This window comes from Desulfitobacterium sp., from assembly GCF_035539115.1.
In the GTDB taxonomy this organism is placed as follows: Bacteria; Bacillota; Desulfitobacteriia; order Desulfitobacteriales; family Desulfitobacteriaceae; genus Desulfitobacterium_A.
Genome location: NZ_DATLJA010000024.1, coordinates 24,978 through 46,792, shown reverse-complemented (window position 1 = coordinate 46,792; position 21,815 = coordinate 24,978). Strand labels below are relative to the sequence as shown.

The 21,815-nt window shown below is 43.7% G+C and carries 15 protein-coding genes; 6 read left to right on the top strand and 9 right to left on the bottom strand.

Annotated elements, in window-relative coordinates; genetic code table 11:
- The first annotated feature begins 293 nt into the window (after positions 1-293).
- A complete protein-coding gene (locus VM640_RS04365; RefSeq protein WP_325390196.1) occupies positions 294-503 on the top strand; it encodes a hypothetical protein in 210 nt (69 codons plus the stop codon).
- Here VM640_RS04365 and VM640_RS04360 read toward each other — a convergent pair.
- The 7 genes from VM640_RS04360 to argC all read right to left on the bottom strand — a co-directional run bounded on the left by VM640_RS04360 (position 500) and on the right by argC (position 11,239).
- Positions 500-1,354: a DMT family transporter gene (locus VM640_RS04360; protein WP_325390195.1), complete on the bottom strand. Its 855-nt coding sequence runs from the start codon at positions 1,352-1,354 to the stop codon at positions 500-502. The genes VM640_RS04365 and VM640_RS04360 overlap by 4 nt on opposite strands.
- A 281-nt stretch (positions 1,355-1,635) precedes the next feature.
- A complete protein-coding gene (gene carB, locus VM640_RS04355) occupies positions 1,636-4,848 on the bottom strand; it encodes a carbamoyl-phosphate synthase large subunit (protein ID WP_325390194.1) in 3,213 nt (1,070 codons plus the stop codon).
- Positions 4,838-5,965, bottom strand: coding sequence for a glutamine-hydrolyzing carbamoyl-phosphate synthase small subunit (carA, locus tag VM640_RS04350; RefSeq protein ID WP_325390193.1), 1,128 nt, complete (start codon positions 5,963-5,965; stop codon positions 4,838-4,840). Before carA ends, carB begins: the two co-directional genes overlap by 11 nt.
- Before the next feature lie 95 nt (positions 5,966-6,060).
- A complete protein-coding gene (locus VM640_RS04345) occupies positions 6,061-7,266 on the bottom strand; it encodes an acetylornithine transaminase (RefSeq protein ID WP_325390192.1) in 1,206 nt (401 codons plus the stop codon).
- A gap of 342 nt (positions 7,267-7,608) precedes the next feature.
- Positions 7,609-8,502, bottom strand: coding sequence for an acetylglutamate kinase (gene argB / locus VM640_RS04340; RefSeq protein ID WP_325390191.1), 894 nt, complete (start codon positions 8,500-8,502; stop codon positions 7,609-7,611).
- A gap of 404 nt (positions 8,503-8,906) precedes the next feature.
- On the bottom strand, positions 8,907-10,160 hold the full coding sequence (argJ, locus tag VM640_RS04335; RefSeq protein WP_325390190.1) for a bifunctional glutamate N-acetyltransferase/amino-acid acetyltransferase ArgJ: 1,254 nt from the start codon (positions 10,158-10,160) through the stop codon (positions 8,907-8,909).
- Between the two features lie 53 nt (positions 10,161-10,213).
- Positions 10,214-11,239 (bottom strand): N-acetyl-gamma-glutamyl-phosphate reductase, encoded by a 1,026-nt coding sequence (gene argC / locus VM640_RS04330; protein WP_325390189.1) that lies wholly within the window; start codon positions 11,237-11,239, stop codon positions 10,214-10,216.
- Positions 11,240-12,346: 1,107 nt separating this feature from the next.
- On the opposite strand from argC, the gene VM640_RS04325 reads away from it, so the two are divergent.
- Positions 12,347-13,012: a hypothetical protein gene (locus VM640_RS04325; RefSeq protein WP_325390188.1), complete on the top strand. Its 666-nt coding sequence runs from the start codon at positions 12,347-12,349 to the stop codon at positions 13,010-13,012.
- A 106-nt stretch (positions 13,013-13,118) separates the two neighbouring features.
- Here the strand turns inward: VM640_RS04325 and VM640_RS04320 are convergent, their stop codons facing one another.
- Positions 13,119-14,279 carry a DUF2812 domain-containing protein gene (locus VM640_RS04320; protein ID WP_325390187.1) on the bottom strand — a complete coding sequence of 387 codons (1,161 nt, stop codon included), beginning with the start codon at positions 14,277-14,279 and terminating at the stop codon, positions 13,119-13,121.
- The gene (locus tag VM640_RS04315; RefSeq protein WP_349255220.1) at positions 14,272-14,598 is read right to left on the bottom strand and encodes a PadR family transcriptional regulator; all 327 of its coding nucleotides are present in this window, start codon (positions 14,596-14,598) and stop codon (positions 14,272-14,274) included. The genes VM640_RS04320 and VM640_RS04315 overlap by 8 nt, the downstream gene beginning before the upstream one ends.
- Before the next feature lie 488 nt (positions 14,599-15,086).
- Here VM640_RS04315 and VM640_RS04310 point away from each other — a divergent pair, with 488 nt between their 5' ends.
- The 4 genes from VM640_RS04310 (at position 15,087) to VM640_RS17130 (ending at position 21,714) form a co-directional block, all read left to right on the top strand.
- Positions 15,087-17,210, top strand: coding sequence for a S8 family serine peptidase (locus VM640_RS04310; RefSeq protein ID WP_325390186.1), 2,124 nt, complete (start codon positions 15,087-15,089; stop codon positions 17,208-17,210).
- 608 nt (positions 17,211-17,818) lie between these two features.
- Complete coding sequence (locus VM640_RS04305; protein ID WP_475394570.1) at positions 17,819-18,409, top strand: recombinase family protein; 591 nt, start codon at positions 17,819-17,821, stop codon at positions 18,407-18,409.
- 262 nt (positions 18,410-18,671) lie between these two features.
- The gene (locus tag VM640_RS04300) at positions 18,672-21,446 is read left to right on the top strand and encodes a Tn3 family transposase (RefSeq protein WP_325390185.1); all 2,775 of its coding nucleotides are present in this window, start codon (positions 18,672-18,674) and stop codon (positions 21,444-21,446) included.
- 16 nt (positions 21,447-21,462) lie between these two features.
- Positions 21,463-21,714: a Tn3 family transposase gene (locus tag VM640_RS17130; protein WP_414647897.1), complete on the top strand. Its 252-nt coding sequence runs from the start codon at positions 21,463-21,465 to the stop codon at positions 21,712-21,714.
- The last annotated feature ends 101 nt before the right edge of the window (positions 21,715-21,815 follow it).

Sequence of the window (21,815 nt, the reverse complement as noted above, 5' to 3'; positions counted from 1 at the left end):
AATAATTAAAGAGCATCCAGACTTTCCTGCAAATCCTACTGATACTAATTGGGATATGGCCAAGTATAAGGGAAAACCTCGTACCTTTGTGAAGTTTAAATGCCGTCTGGGAAGTTATATCGGTAAATCCATATCTGATGTATGGCTTGCCCGTCGGTATCGGTATCTTGTTACTTGTGTTATCCTGCACACTATCCTGTAGGTTGTATGCGAAAAGAGATATTTAAGAATCGTATTAACGGAAAATAACTTTAGCATATCAAAATATTTTTTTAGATTTAAAAGTTGAGTTTTTGCATTTACAGCATTACTCTAATTTATTCATTGAACGCTATAAAAAAACGTTGTTTTGGCGGCAGATCATTATCCACATCGTAAGGATAATCAAATACCAAGCGGCGGTGCGTATTCCGACGTATCCGGATATCCCCGAAATACGCAGGAGTTCCCGAGGAAGATTATCCGATGATGGTGGGTATCAAGCGGTTCGTTTTTCTGCCTAAAGCGTAGCCAAAACCGCACCGAGGATGGTGATTAATCCTCCCGCAAGTGAAGTCCCAGAAATCTGCTCCTTTAATAAGAGAACTCCAAAGATAACCGTGCAAACCGGCAGCAAGTTGATATAAGGGGCTGCTTTGCTAGCGCCAAGCATTTTAACACCTGCGTTCCAGGCATAAAAGGCACACACAGAAGCGAGAGTACTGACATAGAGTACTGCTAACCAAGCACTTACCGTCATATGGATCATCCCCGGCTGAACCGTTCCGATACAGCTTAAAGCACTGAGAAGCGTGCCATAGAAAGAGGCGCCTGCTGTCATTGTCAGCGGATCCGTATCTTTTCCATATTTCTTGCCAAAGACCGTATAGAGCCCCCACGCCAAACTGGCTAGGAGAGTTTCGATTTCTCCAAACACTGAACTAGAGGCGGAGACAACATGTTTTCCTTGAAACAAAAGGATTACGCCTGCTAACGATACTAGGGTACCCAGCCAAGCCTTTCCACTGATATGTTCTTTAAGTACAAGAAGGCTAAACAGCAGTATCGCAATCGGATTTGCCGCTGAAATCATACCGGCTTGAGATGCACTAATCAATCTTAATCCCATGTAGTTCAACGTTGAAAATGCAAATATACCGAAAAAGCCTAGGATCAAAAATTCCTTCCACATTACAAAAATGGGAATTCTCTTTTTCTTGATAGCCAGTAACCCAAAAAGGATGACCGTCGAAATTGCCCACCGTACTGTATTCAGTAAGGTTGCCGGTAAGGCAGACGCTAAAAAACGTCCGCAAATATAATTGCCACCCCAAAGAATTGTAGCAAGCACCAAGAGCCCAATTCCTCTTTTCATATAAATAAACCCTCTCTCTACATATCCTTCAATTTTTCAGCTAAAGAAAACCCGGCTTTCGCCGAGCTTCAGCGATAAAGAAAACTTGGCTAGCACCAAGCCCTAGCGAAGGTGGTAGCCCTAGTTGCCTTATCCTGCCGGACTTAACCACTTGCATCGTAGGAGAATGAAAGCCGCTGGTTGCACTTATACTATCTGCCCCAAAATTTATACTTTCTGTTAGTATAAAAAAGTCAAGAAAGGGCAAGAACCATCCTCGGAGGGTTCCTGCCCTTTTTACTTTATCCTTGATTCTTCTCCATCGCCCGATATTCTTGCAACGTCAAGGTCTGGGGAGTTGTATTTCCACGAATCTCTTTCAGTGCGCGAACAACCGCTTTTGCCGTATCCATGGACGTCAGACAAGGTACGCGATGCTCTGCCGCTAAACGTCGTAAGAGATACCCGGTTCGTTCTTCTGTTCCCCCTTTGATAGGCGTACTTAAGATAAACGAAAATTCGCGTTGACGAACAGCTTCTTGAAGCTCGACGCTTCCCGCTCCTACTTCTTCAACTTCTACTCCGCATAAGGCTAAGGCTTTCGCCGAATCCCCGGTTGCTTTGACCCCGAAGCCTAAGCGTGCGAGTTCTCGGGATAACGTAATTGCCTCTGGGCGATCTTTCTCCGCAACACTAACCAAAATATTGCCTTGCTCTGGGAGAGGAACGTGGGACGCCGCAAACGCTTTCGCCAAAGCATGCCCAAAACTGAGATCCATCCCTAAGACCTCACCTGTCGATTTCATCTCTGGGCTGAGGGACGTTTCGACCTTGGTCAGTTTTTCGAAGGAAAAAACCGGAGCCTTAACGACAACAAACGGAATCTCCGGAGCAAGCCCATGACTATACCCCAAGTCGGTGAGTTTTTTACCGAGGGAAACTTGAACCGCTAAACTCACGAGAGGAATCCCCGTAACTTTCGAGATAATCGGTACGGTTCGGCTGGCCCGCGGGTTAACTTCAATGATAAAGACCTTCCCACTAACCACCACAAATTGAATATTGACAAGTCCCCTTACCCCTAGGCCCTGCGCAATTCGACAGGTATAATCCTGAATCTGCTGAATCTCAGAGGGCGTTAAGCGTTGAGGGGGATAGACCGCGAAACTATCCCCGGAGTGGACCCCTGCCCGCTCAATGTGTTCCATAATCCCCGGAATCACAGTAATCTCACCATCGCAAACGGCATCGACCTCGACTTCTTTCCCTTCAAGGTACTGGTCGACAAGAATCGGATGCTCCGAAGAAAGGTTGATGGCGCGGGTCAAATATTCTTCCAATTCTTTAAGGTTATCGACGACCTGCATTGCTCGACCCCCGATTACATAGGAGGGGCGGACCAAAACTGGAAAGCTCAGTTCCTCAGCGATTTTCTTCGCTTGATCGACAGAAGTGGCTGCCCGTCCCTCGGATTGCGGAATCCCCAGTTCAAGAAGAAGCTTGGCAAAACGTTCTCGATCCTCAGCAGCATCGATCGCATCAACAGGTGTTCCCAAAATCTTGACTCCAGCCTGACTGAGCGGGCCGGCTAGATTAATCGCCGTCTGACCGCCAAACTGAACTAAAACTCCATCAGCCTTTTCCTTTTCTACAACATGGAGAACATCTTCCAAGGTCAAAGGCTCAAAGTAAAGTTTATCACCGGTATCGAAATCGGTAGAAACGGTTTCTGGATTATTATTGATCATGATCGATTCAACGTTCGCCTCTTGCAAGGCCCAAAGTGCCTGCACGGAACAATAATCAAATTCAATGCCCTGCCCAATCCGAATGGGGCCTGAGCCTAGAACGACGACCTTCGGTCCGGGGTGGACCGAAACTTCATCTTCCTCTTCATAACTTGAATAGTAATAGGGAGTGGAGGAAGCGAACTCAGCAGCACACGTATCCACGGTTTTATAAACGGGTCGAATTCCTTCCCGATAACGTTCCTGGCGAATATCTTCTTCTTTTCTCCGTGTTAAACGCCCGATCGCCTTATCGGAAAACCCTTGAGTTTTAACCAGGCGTAGAAGTTCAGGTGTTAAAGGTTCCTGGCTTAAACGTTGTTCTAAGGCCACGAGATCTTTAATTTTATGAAGGAAAAAAGGATCGATCTTGGTTAGCATTTGCACTTCAAGTATGGTCCAATCCCTGCGAAAGGCTTCAGCCACTGCAAAAAAGCGCTCATGATCGGCTTCGGATAACTTATCTTCGATCTCAATTTCCGTCCAACGGGCTGCATCTGAAATTCGAAGTCCAATTGCCCCAATCTCCAGGGAACGTATGGCCTTAAGCCAGGCTCCCTCGAGAGTTCTTTCGAGGGCCATGACCTCACCGGTGGCTTTCATCTGTGTCCCTAAGCGATTATCCGCCGCGGGGAACTTATCAAAAGGCCAACGCGGGAATTTAACCACGACATAATCCAGAGCGGGCTCGAAACAGGCGCTCGTGTGTCTGGTTACAGGATTTTGTAATTCTGGCAAGGTGAAGCCCACGGCGAGAAGCGCTGCCATTTTAGCAATTGGATACCCTGTTGCCTTGGAAGCGAGAGCACTTGAACGGCTTACCCGTGGATTCACTTCGATTACAACATATTCACGGCTTAAGGGATTGAGGGCATATTGAACATTACACCCCCCATTCACCCCTAAAGTACGAATAATTTTCAAAGAAGATGCCCGGAGCATTTGATACTCGACATCCGATAGTGTCTGGGAGGGAGCAACGACAATACTATCCCCTGTATGGATCCCGACGGGATCGATATTTTCCATATTACAGACCGTGATACAATTATCCGCTCCGTCGCGCATGACTTCATATTCTATCTCTTTCCAACCTGCCACGCTACGTTCCAGTAAACATTGATGAATGGGGCTGGCTTGTAGACCGAGTTGCAAAATCTCCTGGAGCTGGCGCTCGTTCTTGGCTATTCCTCCACCTGTTCCTCCCAACGTATAGGCGGGGCGGATAATGACTGGATAGCCAACGCATTTTATGAACGCTAGCCCTTCCTCAAGGGCCATCACGATCGCACTCTCGGCGACAGGTTCACCAATCTCTAACATCGTCTTTTTAAAGGCTTCCCGGTCCTCTGCTTTATAAATTGTCTCGGCGTTGCACCCAATCAGCGCGACACCGTAACGTTCAAGAATTCCCTGCTTTTCGAGTTCCATCGCGAGATTCAGACCGGTCTGCCCACCCAAAGTTGGGAGGATCGCATCTGGCCTTTCCTTAGCCAGGATCACTTCCAAACGTTCAGGGAGCAACGGCTCCAAGTAAATCTTGTCCGCCATTTGCACATCCGTCATAATCGTGGCTGGATTGCTGTTGACCAGTACAACCTCAAGCCCTACTTCATGCAAGGCTTTACATGCTTGTGTCCCGGCATAGTCAAATTCTGCCGCCTGCCCGATCACAATCGGCCCGGAACCAATAACAAGTACTTTTTTCCAAGCCGGATTAAGAGGCATGTTGAGCCCTTCTTTCTGCCATTAATTCTGCAAATTGATCAAACAAGTAAAGTGAATCATTGGGGCCCGGCCCCGCCTCCGGGTGATATTGAACGGAAAAAACGGGCAGACTCTTATGCTTCATCCCTTCAACGGTCTGGTCATTCAAATTCCGGTGGGTAACCTCAAGCGAGGTTCCTGGCAAACTCGCTTCCGCAACTGCGTAACCATGATTCTGAGACGTAATCGTAACTTTCTCCGTTTTCAAATCTTGGACAGGTTGATTCCCGCCGCGATGCCCATATTTCAGTTTATAGGTATCTCCACCTAAAGCTAGGGTCAAAAGCTGATGACCCAAGCAGATTCCGAAAATGGGAAGCTGCCCCACCAGTTTAGCGATGGTTTTAATCCCAGTAGTTACGACCTTAGGATCTCCCGGGCCATTGGATAGAAAGACACCGTCCGACTGATAGGATTCAATTTCCTCAGCTGGGGTGGAATATGGGACAACGGTCAACGCGAACCCTTTCTTCTGCATCGCTCGTAGAATACTGGCCTTGATTCCAAAATCCAGGACTACGACGTGAAAAGGTTCGGAACCGCTAGAATTATTAACTAAAGCATCCTTTTCCCATGAAGGACTAAGTGTATAGACCTCTTGAGTACTGACCTGTGCTACAACCTCTGAAGGCACTTTCCAATCTCGAAGACGTGCTGGCAGTTCTTCCAGATGATCCAGCTCCGTCGTAATCACTCCTCGGAGAACCCCATGTTCCCGGATAAGGCGGGTCAGGGCTCGGGTATCAATCCCTTTAATCCCTACAATTCCTTCTTGTTCTAGAGCCTGAGCAAGATTTCCCTCTGACTGCCAATGGTTAGGGTTACGCGCCGCCTCTTTAACAATAAATCCTTGAACCTGAATTTTCTTCGACTGATAATCGCTATCGTTGATCCCGTAGTTTCCAATTAGCGGATAGGTCATACAAACCATTTGACCCGCGTAAGAGGGATCGGTGAGCACTTCCTGATACCCAGTCATGCCCGTATTAAAAACAACCTCTCCCCAGGCTTCCCCGTTTGCTCCAAAAGACTCACCGAGAAAGATTCGTCCGGTTTCAAGAACCAAAGCTGCCTGCATCTCTATTCCTCCCTGGGGTTAGCTACCCAAAAACTTTCAAACGTATTTCGTGAATCTTCCTTTGTTAAATACATCTTACTATAGCAGTGCCCCGATCAAGCATTCCACAGGGATGCAAATACTTCGTCGAGGATCTTTACCGCGTAATCGATTTCTTCAAAGCTCACATTAAGCGGCGGCACAAATCGAAGTGCTTTCCCACCCGCAAAATTAATGAGCAACCCTTTTTCACGACAGGTATTAACAAGTTCTGAACCTAACTTCGAAACTGGCCAGCCCAGAAGAAATCCTGCACCCCGTACCGCTTCTCCCGTTTGATATCTATCCGCTAACTTCTGTAATTCTCCTTTAAAATACTCAGCACGCTCCTGAACTCCTTCCAGGAACCCTTCTTCAAGCATCACGTTCAAGACGGCACACCCTGCTGCTGTGGCTAAAGGATTTCCTCCGAAAGTCGAAGCATGATCTCCGGGTTTAAACGCGGCTGCCACGGAATCCTTTGCCAGCATTGCCCCGATCGGGACTCCTCCACCTAAGGCCTTAGCAAGGGTCATAATATCGGGTTCCACCCCACTCCATTCATAAGCAAAGAGCTTACCGGTCCGACCGACGCCTGTCTGCACTTCATCAAAAATCAAAACCGCTCCTTTCTCATCACAGAGCTTGCGGGCTGCTTTCAAAAATTCCGGTTCTGCTGGGATGATTCCACCCTCGCCTTGAATCGGTTCAATAATCACGGCCGCTGTTTTATCACTGATCTTCTTCGTGAGATCGTCAATATTGTTCAGCTCCGTATAGGAAAATCCTTCAGGCAAAGGCTCATACCCTGCTTGATACTTAGTTTGTCCTGTCGCCGTCAAAGCTGCCAGCGTCCGGCCATGGAATGAGTTCTTGAGGGATATGATTTCGTATTTTTCAGGACCAAAATGAAGCTTCGCATATTTACGCGCTAGCTTAATCGCGGCTTCATTCGCTTCCGCCCCACTATTGCAAAAAAACACTTTATCTGCAAATGAGTGCTCGACGAGTAGTTTCGCAAGCGCAATCTGATTTGGAATCCAATACAAATTTGAGGTATGCAGAATCTCTTCCGCCTGCTTTTGAATCGCTTGTACAACCGCAGGATGCTTATACCCTAGCGAATTAACCGCTATCCCGCTCACAAAATCCAAATATTTATTTCCTTCCCTATCCCAAACCCAGGATCCTTCGCCTTTTACCAACGCCATCGGCAGACGACCATACGTGTTCATCACCACGGCTTGACCTTCCTGGATCAACTGTTCAGTTTTCGTACTCATGATTTCTTCCTCCTTCTTATTTTCCTTCCGCTTCTACTCTTACCACTAAAGTACAAGCATGGCGTGAAATGGCCCTTTCAAATTCAGGATAACAGGGCATCCCGTGACAAGACCGAAAGACTTAAAGCGAGTAGCCACCGAACTTGGCGAAGACCTGTAGTGGAAGAGGGTCTGAGCACACGGATGTGCGAAGCTGCCAGTCGCCGCATGGACGCGGCGTTTGGCAGGTGCCCTCTGGAACGGAAGGTTAAGCCCTAGTTCGGTCTACGCAGCGCCTAGAATGAGGGATGGCACGGGATGCCCGCCCCCACCAAAGCGAATAATTCACGCCATGTTTGCTTCTCAAACGATCATCGTGCCAATTCCGCAATCGGTAAACACCTCAAGTAAAATCGCATGTGCTAACCGTCCATCAAGAATATGCACGCTTCCTACTCCACCGTTAAGAGCTTCTAAGGCACACTCGACCTTAGGAATCATGCCACCATTGAGAATTCCCGTCGCGATCAACCCCGGAGCCTCCTCCTTCTGTATCACAGAAATCAGCGATTCGGGATTATTAACATCCTTCAAGACCCCACGGACATCTGTGAGTAAAAGGAATTTATCGGCCTCTAACGATTCGGCTATTTTTCCGGCTGCCGTATCGGCATTGATATTATAACTTTCTCCATCTTCTCCCCCAGCAAGAGGAGAAATTACGGGGATATATCCTTGATCGAGCAATGATTTAACAATCCCAGGAGATACGTGTTCGATTTCCCCAACAAATCCCAAGTCTATATCTTCGTATTCTCCCTGTGGATTTTGCACCTTAAGCGGTTTTTTGACCGCTTGCAAAAGTTGGGCATCCTTGCCCGATAATCCGACCGCCCGACCTCCGAAATGATTAAGCAAAGATACTATTTCTGTATTCAGCTTGCCCACTAAAACCATAGCTGCGATTTCCATGGTTTCCGCATCAGTCACCCGTAATCCACGGATAAAATGGCTTTCCTTACCCACTTTTTTCAACATGGTGCTGATTTCCGGTCCCCCACCATGCACTAAAACCGGGCGAATTCCTACCGAATGCAGCAGAAGTACATCCAGCATCACGGACTTCTTTAAGTCCTGATCCAGCATCGCATGACCACCATACTTAATTACCATGGTTTTACCCGCGAATTTTTGGATATAAGGCAAAGCCTCAATCAATATCCTTGCTTTATCAATGCCATAGTCCAACGGTGTCATCCCTGTCATCTCCTAATTCAAGGTTCGAGATTCGTGATTCGAACCTGTCTTGCTAAACCACAGCTCGGCTTCACGCTCCGCTGCCTGCGTTCACTACGCCCCTATGCTTTAAGTCTTCGCTTGCCAAATCGTTTCGCCTGTCTTTATAGCTTTCATACTGTAAAATCTAAGAGGCCCATAAGCGTAGCTTCTTGCACAGAAGTGAACGATTTCGTGAAAGGGCGTTAAGGCGAACTAAGTTTCCGTGGGGTAGCGTGCCACTTGGTTCACTCCTGGTATTACCCTGAGGTTTGGCTAAGCTCCCACGGAAACTAGAGAGCCAGCCCTGAAGCGTTGAGTGAACGGATGTGCGAGAAGCTACACGACCCACTATTTATCTGCTGATAAAATATACAGCCATGAATTTAGGTCCGATAATCCCCGTTAATCGTCACATATTCATGGGTTAAGTCACAGCCCCAGGCCGTCGCTTGGGCTTCTCCATCCTTGAGCTGAAGTAAAATCTTAATCTCTTTTTGCGAAAGAACCCCTTTCGCAACTTCCTCAGAAAAGTGAACTCCTTGCCCATTCTGAGCGACCAAACACTCTCCTAAATAGATGGCCGCCTGGGAAGGATTAAATTCTGCACCTGCATAACCTGCCGCAGCAAGGATCCTCCCCCAGTTTGCATCTTCGCCATACATCGCGGTTTTAACCAAACTCGATCCGCAGATCGATTTCGCGAGCTTGCGAGCATCCTCTAACGACTTTGCTCCGGTCACTTGAACCTCAAGAAACTTGGTGGCGCCTTCCCCATCCCGTGCAATCTCTTGAGCTAAACGAATACAAAACGAATTCACCATTTCTTGAAAAGCAAGCCATTCCTCCTCTACCGGAGTAATACCAGACTCGCCATTCGCCAGGAATAAAACCATATCATTAGTGCTCGTATCTCCATCTACCGTAACCATATTAAAACTCTGATCTACAGCCTGCCGCAGCAGTCCTTGTAACTGAGCTGCTGGAAGCTTCGCATCCGTCGTGATAAACCCAAGCATTGTTCCCATATTGGGATGAATCATACCTGAGCCCTTGGCTATTCCGCCGAGGCGGATCACCCCTTCATGACAGGGCAATTCACAAGCGAGTTCCTTAACCTTTGTATCTGTAGTCATAATCGCTAGTGCCGCTTGATGCGCATTCTCGATCCTCTCCTGAGGCGTCCAAGTTGGCGTCTCGCTGCTCGTTAAGATCTGGGCGGCTTCTTCAATTCCATGCGCCAAGCGTTCCACTGGCATTTCAACACCAATGACCCCAGTCGAGGCCACTAATACATCTTCGATCTTTAAGCCGAGTGTTGAAGCAGTTGTCCTCGCCATTTCCAAAGCTGCTTGGTCTCCTGCCTCCCCGACACACGCATTCGCATTTCCGCTATTAGCCACGATGGCTTGCGCTACACCGTCTTCTAAATACTTTTGAGTAAGCACTAACGGATGAGCCTTCACTTGATTCCGCGTAAAAACCCCAGCAGCTTGAGCTGGCACACTTGAATAAATTAGGGCAACATCATATTTATCTTGATATTTAATTTCTGCCTTCACTCCGGTCGCTTGAAATCCTTGGGGTGCCCCTACTCCGCCTTCAATCCAAGTCCATGGTCTATTTAACTCTCCACACATCTACTTCATCCCCTGTTTTACCTTACTTTGTTTCTTAGTCTGGCACCGACGCTTTACGGCCATAATCCTCGGCCCTCTAAGCCCATATTCTCCGGCAAGCCCAATACAAGATTCATATTTTGAATGGCTTGCCCGGCAGCCCCTTTCACGAGATTATCAATAACGCTCACGATAATGACCCGTCCCGTACGTTCATCCAATTTGAGTTGTAAAAAGACGTGATTGCTGCCTAAGGCAAACTTCGTTTGCGGCCAAATGCCCTCAGGAAGGATATGCACAAACTCCTCTTCTTGGTACGCCTCTTCCCAACACGCACGAAGGGTGCTCTCCGAAATCCCGTCCTCGACTTGCGCATAAATTGTCGCCAAAATTCCCCGAATCATTGGCACCAAATGCGGCGTAAAACTCACCTTGAACGAATGCCCAGCCGCAAGGGACAGCTGTTGCTCAATTTCAGGAGTATGACGATGTTCAGCAACCCCGTAGGCTTTGAAATTCTCATTTACTTCACTAAAATGCGTTCTTAAAGAAGCTCCCCGTCCAGCCCCAGAGACTCCGGATTTCGCATCAATAATAATGGAATTCAAGGCGAGGAAATTCTTCTTTAGAAGCGGGGCTAAGCCTAAAATCGAGGCTGTGGGGAAGCATCCGGGATTCGCGACAAGCGACTTCCCTCGAATCTCTTTCCGATAGAGTTCTGGAATTCCATAGACCGCTTCCGGAATCAGCTCAGGGGCAGGATGCTCGAGTTTATACCACATGTGATAAACTTCCGGATCTTTAAGCCGAAAGTCTGCACCTAAATCAATAACTTTAATTCCACGCTTTAGCCACTCCGCTGTTCGGGCTGCGGTTAACCCATGGGGAAGTGCGCAAAACAAAACCTCGACATCGGGAACCTGCTCATCTTCTAATTTTCCTAACTGTTTCCCCGTAAACTGAGGAAACATCTCTTCATAGGTTGCACCAGCTGAACTGGAAGAGCCTAGAAAAGCGATCTGTACCTCAGGATGTTGCTGTAAAAGTCGTACCAACTCCTGGCCTGTATACCCTGTTGCTCCTAAAATTCCAACCTTCAAAACTTTCAACCCCTTTGTGCAGAAGTTCACCTTACTATGTTCTTATAATTATACATTTATACGCATAAACATTCAACTCTTTCGCTAAAACATTTTCGCATTAATTAGGGGTATGGCAACGATTCTTTCTTTTTGGGACCACTAATAGTATATTTTTGCCCAACGCCGCGAAAAGGTAAAATAAGTGAAGACAACGATCCAAATTGTTTACTTAAATCGGAATGTTAGTGCAGAGGTTAATATACCTTTTCTGCGGGTTGTGCAAAAATACCCAAATTTGACCTAGCAGCCGCACTAGGAAAAATGGATTCTGAGCCAGATATAAAAAATCCAGTCGCATGGTTACAAAAAGCCCTGGAGAATGAAGTCATCAACAGAGAGCTGGCCAACAGACCAAAAACCGAAAAAAAGTCAGCATTAAAACGTACTGCGCCACGATCCACCCGAGCAAAGACCGATATGCCCACGACCACTACAAAAGACAAATACGAGAAATTCTATCTCTGATAAATAGTTATGTCCTGGTATCGACCATGACGTTATCTTCGTTTGACAGGGTAGAAGGGAAGGTGTGATTTTATGGAATACTCAATCAAGCAAGAAAAATCCTAGGTGATTCAACTTTTAAATTAGATGGCGACGAGGACCCCAAAGACTTATATCAAGTTTGTCCCCCAGCCACGGATCAGAGCTTGAAAACTAAAACAGACGTTACAGAAATCAATGTAAACAAGAGAAAAACCGACTTTGATCTTTTTAGGTAAAACGCATCTGAAGGATAAAAAATAAAGAAATTGAAAACAACCAAATCGACGCTCATGGCCAAATTTGGCTGTTTTTGAGGATTCGGACGTTTAGCTACTTTACATAGTGTTCGTTTTAGGACGCAACTATTACTTATCAAGTCAAGTTAATTCATAAAGCCAGAATATTGTCTAAAATAATCGCAAAACCATTAATAATGTAAATGGCAGGAATTATTTCACAAAAGTGGAATTATTGTAATTGGAGTCCCATGATATGGCAGAAAAAAATAAAGGAGGAAGGATAGATATATTTAATTTATTACATATCATGGAAATTAAATAAAAAATTGGAGGCAAAATAATGAAAAAGAAAAGATCTTTATTTACTATCTTGGTAGCCGTATTCTTAATTACAATAACATCAGCGTTCCCGGTGTTAGCAGCCACTCAAGAAGTGGCACCAGTGGTTACACAGGCAGATAAAAGTACTACAATGATAACTGATCCTGGACAAGCTATCCAGCTGATAGAGCAAAATTTCTTGGGATCAAATAAAAATGGAACCTCATACATTAAAGATGGGGCAAGCAAAAAAGTTGATGCAACGTTGTTGAAGAGTATTGAAGCAGGAATGAATGGAATAAACAAAGAAATAGAAGCAGGAGTTCTATATAAAGATCCAACTACTCATAAAATTGATAAGGTAAAAAAAGATATCCAAACCATGTATTCGGCAACTGGAACTTACGAGTACTATTGGTATGGGTTTAGCATTTTTATGGATGCTTATAATGCTCATATTATGGGCGATGAATTATCAGCAAATGCTTATATAATGGCTGGAGGAGCTGCTGTAGCTGGCTTTTTCACAGTAGGAGGAGCGGCTTTTGTAGGTGCTGTTTCTGCAGCCACAATTGGGTATTGGGGTACTCAGGCTACTTTAGGAGGCGATAGGGGCACAGGATGTGTAGTGGATTGTTTCGGCACTCCAACATGGGCTGAAATTTACAATGTTTATGCGAGATAGCATCAATAAATTTTAGGTTGAGGATATGCATTATCGCGTTGACACTAACCAATATCAATAACTTTGGCTTATATCATTTTTAAGAGAACGGGATGAAATATCCGTATTAATTATTAATCTTCTTTCTAGTTCTTAGATAGAATCCTAAAGATTGTAAAGTGAAGTATCCAAGTCCAATGACGAGCACTGAAAGCATTATTATCATTGGCCAAGAGGGTGCCTTACCCAATGATAATATTCTTAAATTAAGCTCTAGTATGGAAATATATAGAACTATTATTGGAACATATAGAATGCAATATAGCACACATTGGTTTCTTGCGTGGTTTAATATATGGTTATTGTCTGAATATAGCTCCGGTTCTTCATCGGTATATTCTTTTCGCCATAGTGTGTATTTTTTTATTGTTAAAGCTTGTTTACTAGTAAATATCATGTTCCAACCGTCAGACTTATGGATTTCAAAATAGCTGTCATTTACAAGTTCTTGATAATCTGTACAATATTTAATGGATCGTGGTTCACCCTTTGTAAAATAGAAAGTATTTCCTGACCAACTCACTCTAACTAGGTTATAGCCTTTCATTTCCATATCTTCAAGCCATTCTTCAAGTTTATCAGGAGCATACATCCAGGCTAATTTGACCTTCTTTAGAAGTTTCCCCTCATTTCGTAAGGCTCTTTCGGTCTTACCATCTAAAATAGTACTTTTAGGAAGTGTTAAATCAGAGCTATTTACCATACGGAGTTTTGTATCGGATTGGTTAACCCTTAAAATTATATATAACAACGAGGACGCAACTAATAATCTGCTTATAATAAACCATGGACTTAAAAACGAGTAGGAATCAGGAGATAATATTGCAGTAAATAAAAATATTGATTGTATCTGTGCAAAAGACATAAGCGCTAAAAGTATTCCAATAGAGTATTTAATAATAAGATTTCTCTTTAATATACTTTCTCTAGAAGGAAATATTTTGAGGTCGGGTGCCTCATTTTCATTCGCTAAAATACTCCATTTGCCTTTTGTGAAAACACTGTACCATTGACTATTAATTAATGATTGTGAAGCAGCACTCAAATCAACCTTCTGCCGGACAATTCTGTATTGGACCGTTCTTTGTTTATCATCTTCAAAGATGAATTCTCTCGTCATAAAGTTTACTTTATTTAAACGATACCCGCTGCTTGCCATTTCACTTAACCACGTCTCAGTCTTCATAACATCAAGGCTCCAAAATGGTCTAATTACCTTCTTAATCATGAAAATCCCCCTCAAATCTTAAAGCATTAGTATGTATTTCCTTGATCCTATCTATCTCGGCAAGAATTAGCTGCTTCCCAATATTCGTTATTTCATAAACGGTGCGTCTTTCCTCATCAGAATAAATAGAAATCGCCCCTTTATTCTGGAGTTTAGTGAGCGTTCCATACACAGTTCCGGAGCCCAGCTTAATTCTTTCATTGGTTATTTCCGCAACATGAAGTATTATTCCGTAACCGTGTCTTGGTTGGGCTAAAGATAGCAATATATAATAGGCGGTCTCAGTCATAGGTAAGAAGGCTTTTAACACTCTATCCACATTTCACACTCCTTGCTAGAATTTAAATCTATATGTGATACATATCTACGTGACATATCGCATATAAACTATATCACATCGCAACATATTTGGAAAGACTTATATTTTACGGCGTTAATAGCAATGGGGAAAATCATATATACGGTGGGGCCATATCCTCAGCAACCGTTTTGTAAGTAAATGTCATATAAAAAATTAAGATTGGCGAGGAGCAGTAAAATATTAAACAATATAGAAACAACAATCAATCCTCCATTTCAAATGGGATTCTGATAATATTTTAATGAAAATATTCACTAAAATTCATCAATTAGCTTTAGGGTAGTTACCGCCTCAATGGTTAAATTTCAATATTACCCATTAAAAAATATGTAGAAAAAAATGTCTATTTAAAAGGATTTTATTTTTATCATGTGACTTAGAGTTGTCTCTTAGCTTAAATATTGTTGATAGGGTTCAAATCTGAATTTTGGAGGGTAATGTTACCAATGAGAAATCGTTTAATCATTTTTGTCATGGTTCTAACAATATTGGTATTTCCTATACGAAATGCTACTGCTTCTCCAATAACCATAAGTAGTGTGTTCTCAGCAGAGTGGGGGCTACAGGCAATTCAAGCTCCAGAAGTCTGGTCAATGGGCATTAACGGCAATGGTATCACAGTTGCCGTTATTGATACTGGTGTGGATGCAAGTATCGGTGATCTCAAGGGAAATATCATCCCTGGTTATAATGTTATTACCGGAGGGACAGGCTTTTTAAATACTAATGATCTTAATGGACACGGAACAGAAGTAGCAAGTATCATTGCTGGAAATGGGCAGGGACTTGGGCTTATGGGAGTCGCTCCTGGAGCAAAGATTCTGCCGGTGGAGGTATTTGACAGTTATGGTGGCGGCGATTTTCAAAGTGTAGGTGCAGGAATTCGGTGGGCAGCGGATAATGGAGCCAAAATCATTAACTTAAGTATGGGGACTGCTACATTAGATACTCAGTTACAAGAAGCAGTTAAATATGCTCAAGATAAAGGTTGTCTTATAGTAGCCGCGGCAGGTAATCACTTAGATGGAGAAGAATCGAATATTTTGTATCCAGCATCTTTACCTGGAGTCGTATCCGTTGGGGCAATGACTGAAGATAATAAAATAGCTCCTTTTTCTAATACTGGATCCTATCTCGATCTTATTGCTCCAGGAACGCGTATTTCAACAGATTTAGCTGGAATTTCCGGTTTAAAGCAACAACTTGTTCTTAGCGATGGTACATCTATGGCGTCTCCGTTTGTATGTGGAGTGGCGGCTCTGATCTGGAGTGCTCACCCTGACTGGTCTGCACAGCAAGTTGCATCAAATATTAAACAATCCGCTCAGAGACTCGATGTATCCGGGTGTTCTCCCCAATTCGGATTTGGTTTACCTAATGCTTATAGAGCTGTAAAAATTGCAGATCTACAAACCATAACTGCCCCTGATACAATTGATTTTGCCGGTGGTATTATTAAAGATACTTCGAGCGGAGAATCTTTATTGGTCTCTCCTTTGACTTGGAACGGTACCAATACAGTAAACCTACAACGTGTTGAAGTACCAGCTCCGTTTCCAACCGGGATTATTCCTGGATCAGCAGCGGTGCTTGTTTCCTGGAGCACATCGGAAACACCTCATAAAATACTTTCTTTGTCTATCCCAGTCACGAATCAATCAACACTCGCTAACTATCTTTTCCGCTGGGACGGTTCTCGTTGGATACGCGTGGCTGGAGGATTTACCGGAAACTTGCTTAAGGTTGGCATCTTTGAACAAGGTATTTTCCGTATCGGACAGATGCCCTTGCCCACGTCTCTTAATTTAAAAGGGGATGACCGGATTGCGACTGCCATTCAAGTAGCAGATTCCGCTTATCCCACGGGATCTGACACTGTGATTTTAGCGCGAGCTGATGATTATTCGGATGCATTAGCCGGAGTTCCCCTCGCTTATAAATACTCAGCGCCAATTTTATTGACCTATCCTGATTCTTTGGATCCGAGAGTTAAAGCAGAAATTCAGCATCTTTCCCCTAAGTCTATTTATTTACTTGGTGGAACAGGAGCCATTTCTTCTGGAATAGAATCAGATTTATCTCGGATAACCTCTGTCTATCGTTTAGCTGGAGCAAATCGATATGCCACAGCTGCGCAAATAGCACAAACTTTAGGAACAATAGGTAGGGCGGTTATAGTTAGTGGAGAGAATTTTCCGGATGCCCTATCAATTTCATCTGTTGCAGCCGAACGAGGAGAGCCCATTCTGTTAACAGATAATGATGATTCGGTTCCTACAGAAACTCTGAATGCGCTCAACACCTTATGGGTTACGGATACCCTTGTGGTTGGGGGAAACGCAGTTGTTTCCGATGTTGCCTTAAAACAATTGCCCGGACCAGTACGTTTAGCGGGAATAGACCGCTATGCTACAAACCGCATGGTAATTGACGCTTTCCCATCGGCTGAAACTTTAAATATTGTTGTTTCCGGCGAAGATTTTCCAGATGCCCTGGTAGGAAGCGTTTTGGCCGCAGTCAATAATTCAATTCTTTATTTAATAAACCCAGATCGTCTTGTCTTCAAGTGAAATAGTATTTAATGATAAATAATGGAAAAGTATTTAGTCGGTGAGTTGATGCTGTTATCATCATCGTATTTATCGTACTTAGAAATGAACCTGTCTTGTTCAATTAAATATACAAATCTGCTTTTTAGGACCTAGAGGTGAGGCCAGTCAATATTAGACTCCCGTTTGACAGCTAAGCCTCAAAAACTCTTTAGATTAAAATGTAATAACCGCTTCCTATGTGGGTTCTCGACCTCGATAACATATTATACCTTTGCGAGCTGAAACTTTCTTTAATTTTTGCATTGTTTGAACGTTGGCAGGACAGTATGGACCCATTTGTCGCACGTATGCGATGCGATATTTTGGAAGAGTTTCGAACTTAATATTCATATTTTTTTCCTTTCTGTATTAATATTTACTCTGCATTTCGAATGCTACCATAATATAAAAATAGAATCATTAGAATTTTTAAAATTCTAATTGATTACTATTTGTTCCAAAACTCGTCCCTTATTGAACACGCTTCTTTTTGATTTGAAAGGGGCGTTTTTTATCGCCTCAGATGTAATAAAACTCTGTTCATTATTCCGTGTTCAATAACCAATCTATTTTCATCTTATGTTACAATGAAATCAGAGCAAAACGAGAAAAGAGTGATTTTGGTGTTAATTGGATATGCACGAGTGTCGACAGGATTACAAAATTTGGATTTGCAAACAGATGCATTAACGCAATATGGTTGTACGAAAATTTTTCACGATAAAATGAGTGGAACAAAAAAACAAAGGCCCGGTTTAGAGGAAGCACTTCAGTATGTACGTGAAGGCGATACAATTGTCGTTTGGCGATTGGACCGACTAGGACGCAACATGCAAGATTTGATTCAAATTGTGAACAGCTTAAATGAACGAGGTATTGGCTTTCATAGTCTGCAAGAAAACCTAACAATGGACAAAAGCAATGCAACGGGGCAATTAATGTTTCACTTATTCGCAGCGTTTGCAGAATTTGAACGTAATCTGATTGAGGAACGCTCGGCTGCAGGACGAGCAGCTGCAAAAGCGCGTGGGCGTCTAGGTGGGCGCCCGGAGAAGTATGGACCAAAAGATATTGAAATGATGAAAGCTTTAATTGAAAGTGGTACACCGATTAAAGATGTTGCGGAAAAGTGGGGCGTGTCTCGCACGACGATTTATCGCTATTTAGAAAATCAGTAAATCGGAAGGGTTGTCTATGCAGATTGAACATCCTCAGCTATGTCAATAAGCCAATTCCGTAAGGATCCGTAAGGACATTTATTCGTATATTGACAGTTACTTTGCACTTGTGACACAGATGCTCCCTTTAAGCCAACAGGAGGGTGACGACAACTTAGGCTGATTTTACCTTTTTGACGGGATGGGCACAAACAGCCAAGTACCAGTTCGAAAAAATAGTGATTCTGATTTTTATAGTTCACATTAGAAAGGAAGCATCAAATTGGTAAGCATTCAGGAAACTGCTTATCCCCGGTTAAGAAGCAATTGTTCGAAAAAGGAACTTGATGAAGTTTATACTCCAACTGCTGCAGAACTTGCATGGATATCTCAGTTTGCTAGGAGCCCTATTTCAAAACTTGGACTGATGGTATCGCTCAAAATTTCTCAGCGCCTTGGATATTTTATTTCCATAGCCGATATTCCAACCAATATTGTAGAACATATTGCTCAATCGGTAGGAATCTTATCCATTTCACCAAGCGAATTGAAGGCGTATAGCCTGTCAGGTACTTGTAAGCGACATCATTCCAAGATACGAAATTATAGGAACTTTCGATTTTTTGATGTATCTGCAAACCAGCTCATGTTGGAAGCGATGTCGCAATCGGCTTTAACGAAGGATGATCCAGCTGACCTAATTAATATAGCTATTGAAAAATTGGTTCGTGAACGTTACGAGTTGCCGGCATTCAGCACACTTGCAAAGGCAGCCGACCATGTTTATGCAAAGGCTTATAGAGAACTTTATGAAAGAATCAATAATTTACTGAGTACAGAAGAAAAGGATACAATTGATTGCTTGCTGAGGACTTCCTCCCAATCGACCTACACTCCTTGGCATAAACTCAAACAAGATCCCAGCAGTCCTACATTAACACATTTAAAAGAATTAGTGACCCATCACGAATGGCTTTCTGCGCAGCAAGTTGGAACTCAAGCACTACAAGAAATCCCCATTGCCAAAGTGCGGCAAATGGCGGCTGAGGCAAAAACATTAGATGCCGCCCGGATGTTGGAGATGGAGCTGAAAAAACGTTGCGCATTGGCCATATCTCTACTTGCGGTGCAGTCTACCACGGTGATGGACGATATTGGCGAAATGTTAATTAAACGGTTGATGGGTATTCAACACAAGGGCAAGCAATCATTGGAAAATTACAAGTTACAGAAGCAAAAACGTACTGATGAATTGGTTGCTACGCTTCGAGATATGCTGACAGCTTATCAAACCGAGGGAAGTGCGGAGGATCGAGTAGCTGCCCTCGGGAAAGTAATCGGTGATCAGGGGAATGCCGTGTTGGAAGACTGTGAGACTCATTTGGCTTATTCCGGCAATAATTTTTATCCCTTCTTGTGGCGCCATTTCAAAAGCCACAGATCGATTTTATTTAAAATTCTTCAAGTTATTAAGCTTCTATCCACCAGTGAAGATAAGGTGATGGAGCAGGCTATAGAATTTCTTCAAGCCCATCAACATTCACGTGCAGACTGGATTCCGACTGTCCGAATCGAAAAGAGAGGAAAGTTGAAAGCCGATTGTACGACCATTCCTTTGGTAGATTTGTCATGGGTGCCGGATCCGTGGTGGCGGTGGATAAGTCCTAACTATAAGCGCGAGCCATTTCCGGAAAAAATACATCGCCGATACTTCGAGGTTTGCGTGTTTTTACAGATTATGTTGGAACTAAAGTCTGGCGATCTCTATATTGAGGGAAGCGAAAAGTATGCAGATTACCGGATGCAATTGATTTCGTGGGAAGAGTATGCTCAAGGTATCGAGGAATTTTGTGAACAAGTTGGCTTACCGGTAGAAAAAACTGCTTTTATTGAACGAGTTCAATCAGAGTTGATGAATACAGCGCATACCACGGATGCTTCGTTCCCCAAGAACGAGTATGTTCGTATCGAAAATAGAGAAGCAATGCTCACTCCTCTAAAAAAACAAGCAGTTCCGGAAGGGTTAAAAGATTTAGAAAGGTACATAAGTGAAAACCTGGAGCCAATCAACATCCTTGATATGTTGGCCGACACAGAATACTGGCTGAACTGGACTCAATTTTTTGGTCCAATCTCCGGCCACGATGCCAAATTGGAAGATCCAGTTGAGCGCTATCTAACTACCGTGTTCAGTTATGGATGTAACCTAGGACCGACACAAACAGCGAGGTCTTTGGGAAACATCGATCGTAGGCAAATTGCCTGGATCAACCAGCGACACATTTCGGAGGAAACCTTAGAACTGGCTATCCGTCACATCATAAACTCGTACAATAAATTCATCCTCCCGAAATACTGGGGCACTGGCAAACGGGCCGCTGCCGACGGAACCAAATGGGACTTGTACGAGCACAATTTGCTTACAGAGTATCATATACGATACGGTGGATATGGCGGAATCGGCTACTATCATGTATCCGACACGTATATAGCCTTATTCAGCCATTTTATTCCGTGTGGGGTGTGGGAAGGCGTTTATATCTTAGACATTTTGTTGAAAAATAAGTCTGACATTCAGCCAGACACTCTACACGGAGATACCCAAGCCCAGAGCGCCCCTATTTTCGGGCTGTCGTACCTTATAGGGATTGAATTGATGCCTCGAATCCGTAATTGGAAAGACCTTGATCTGCGTCGTCCAAACAAACACGTAAAATACACGCATATCGATGAATTGTTTTCATCGAATATTGACTGGGCTTTGATTGAAACCCATCTCCCGGATATGATGCGGGTCGCTATGTCGATTAAAGCTGGCCGGATTACGCCTTCCACCATTTTAAATAAACTTGGCACCTACAGTAGGAAAAATCGTTTATATCAAGCATTTCGCGAGTTAGGTTTAGCTATTCGCACCGGATTTTTATTGAAATATCTCTCGGACGAGGAGTTACGGCGAACAATCCAAGAAGCCACCAACAAAAACGAATCCTTCAACGCCTTTACAAAGTGGCTATCGTTTGGTAGTGATGGCATAATCGGAGAAAAACGACCGTGAACGGCAACGAAAGTTCATCAAATACAATCACTTAATATCCAATTGTCTAATCTTTTATAATGTTTTTGCCTTAACTCGAGTTTTGCACGATTACACGCAATTGAAAAAGTCCTTTAATGAAGAAGTACTCTATGATCTCAGTCCCTATATTACTGCTCATGTAAATCGATTCGGTAAATATGGATTAGATCCCAACCGCCACCCACCAACGCTAGAATTCAAGGTACCTATTGGTCAGATCAACCATTCCGATACTACAAATACGTAAAATTGTTATGTTGATTAAAGTGGCCCCAAAAAGAACGAATCGTTGCCATACCCCAATTAACCCCACCGGTTTGTGGTAGAATAACGTTAACCAATAACGTA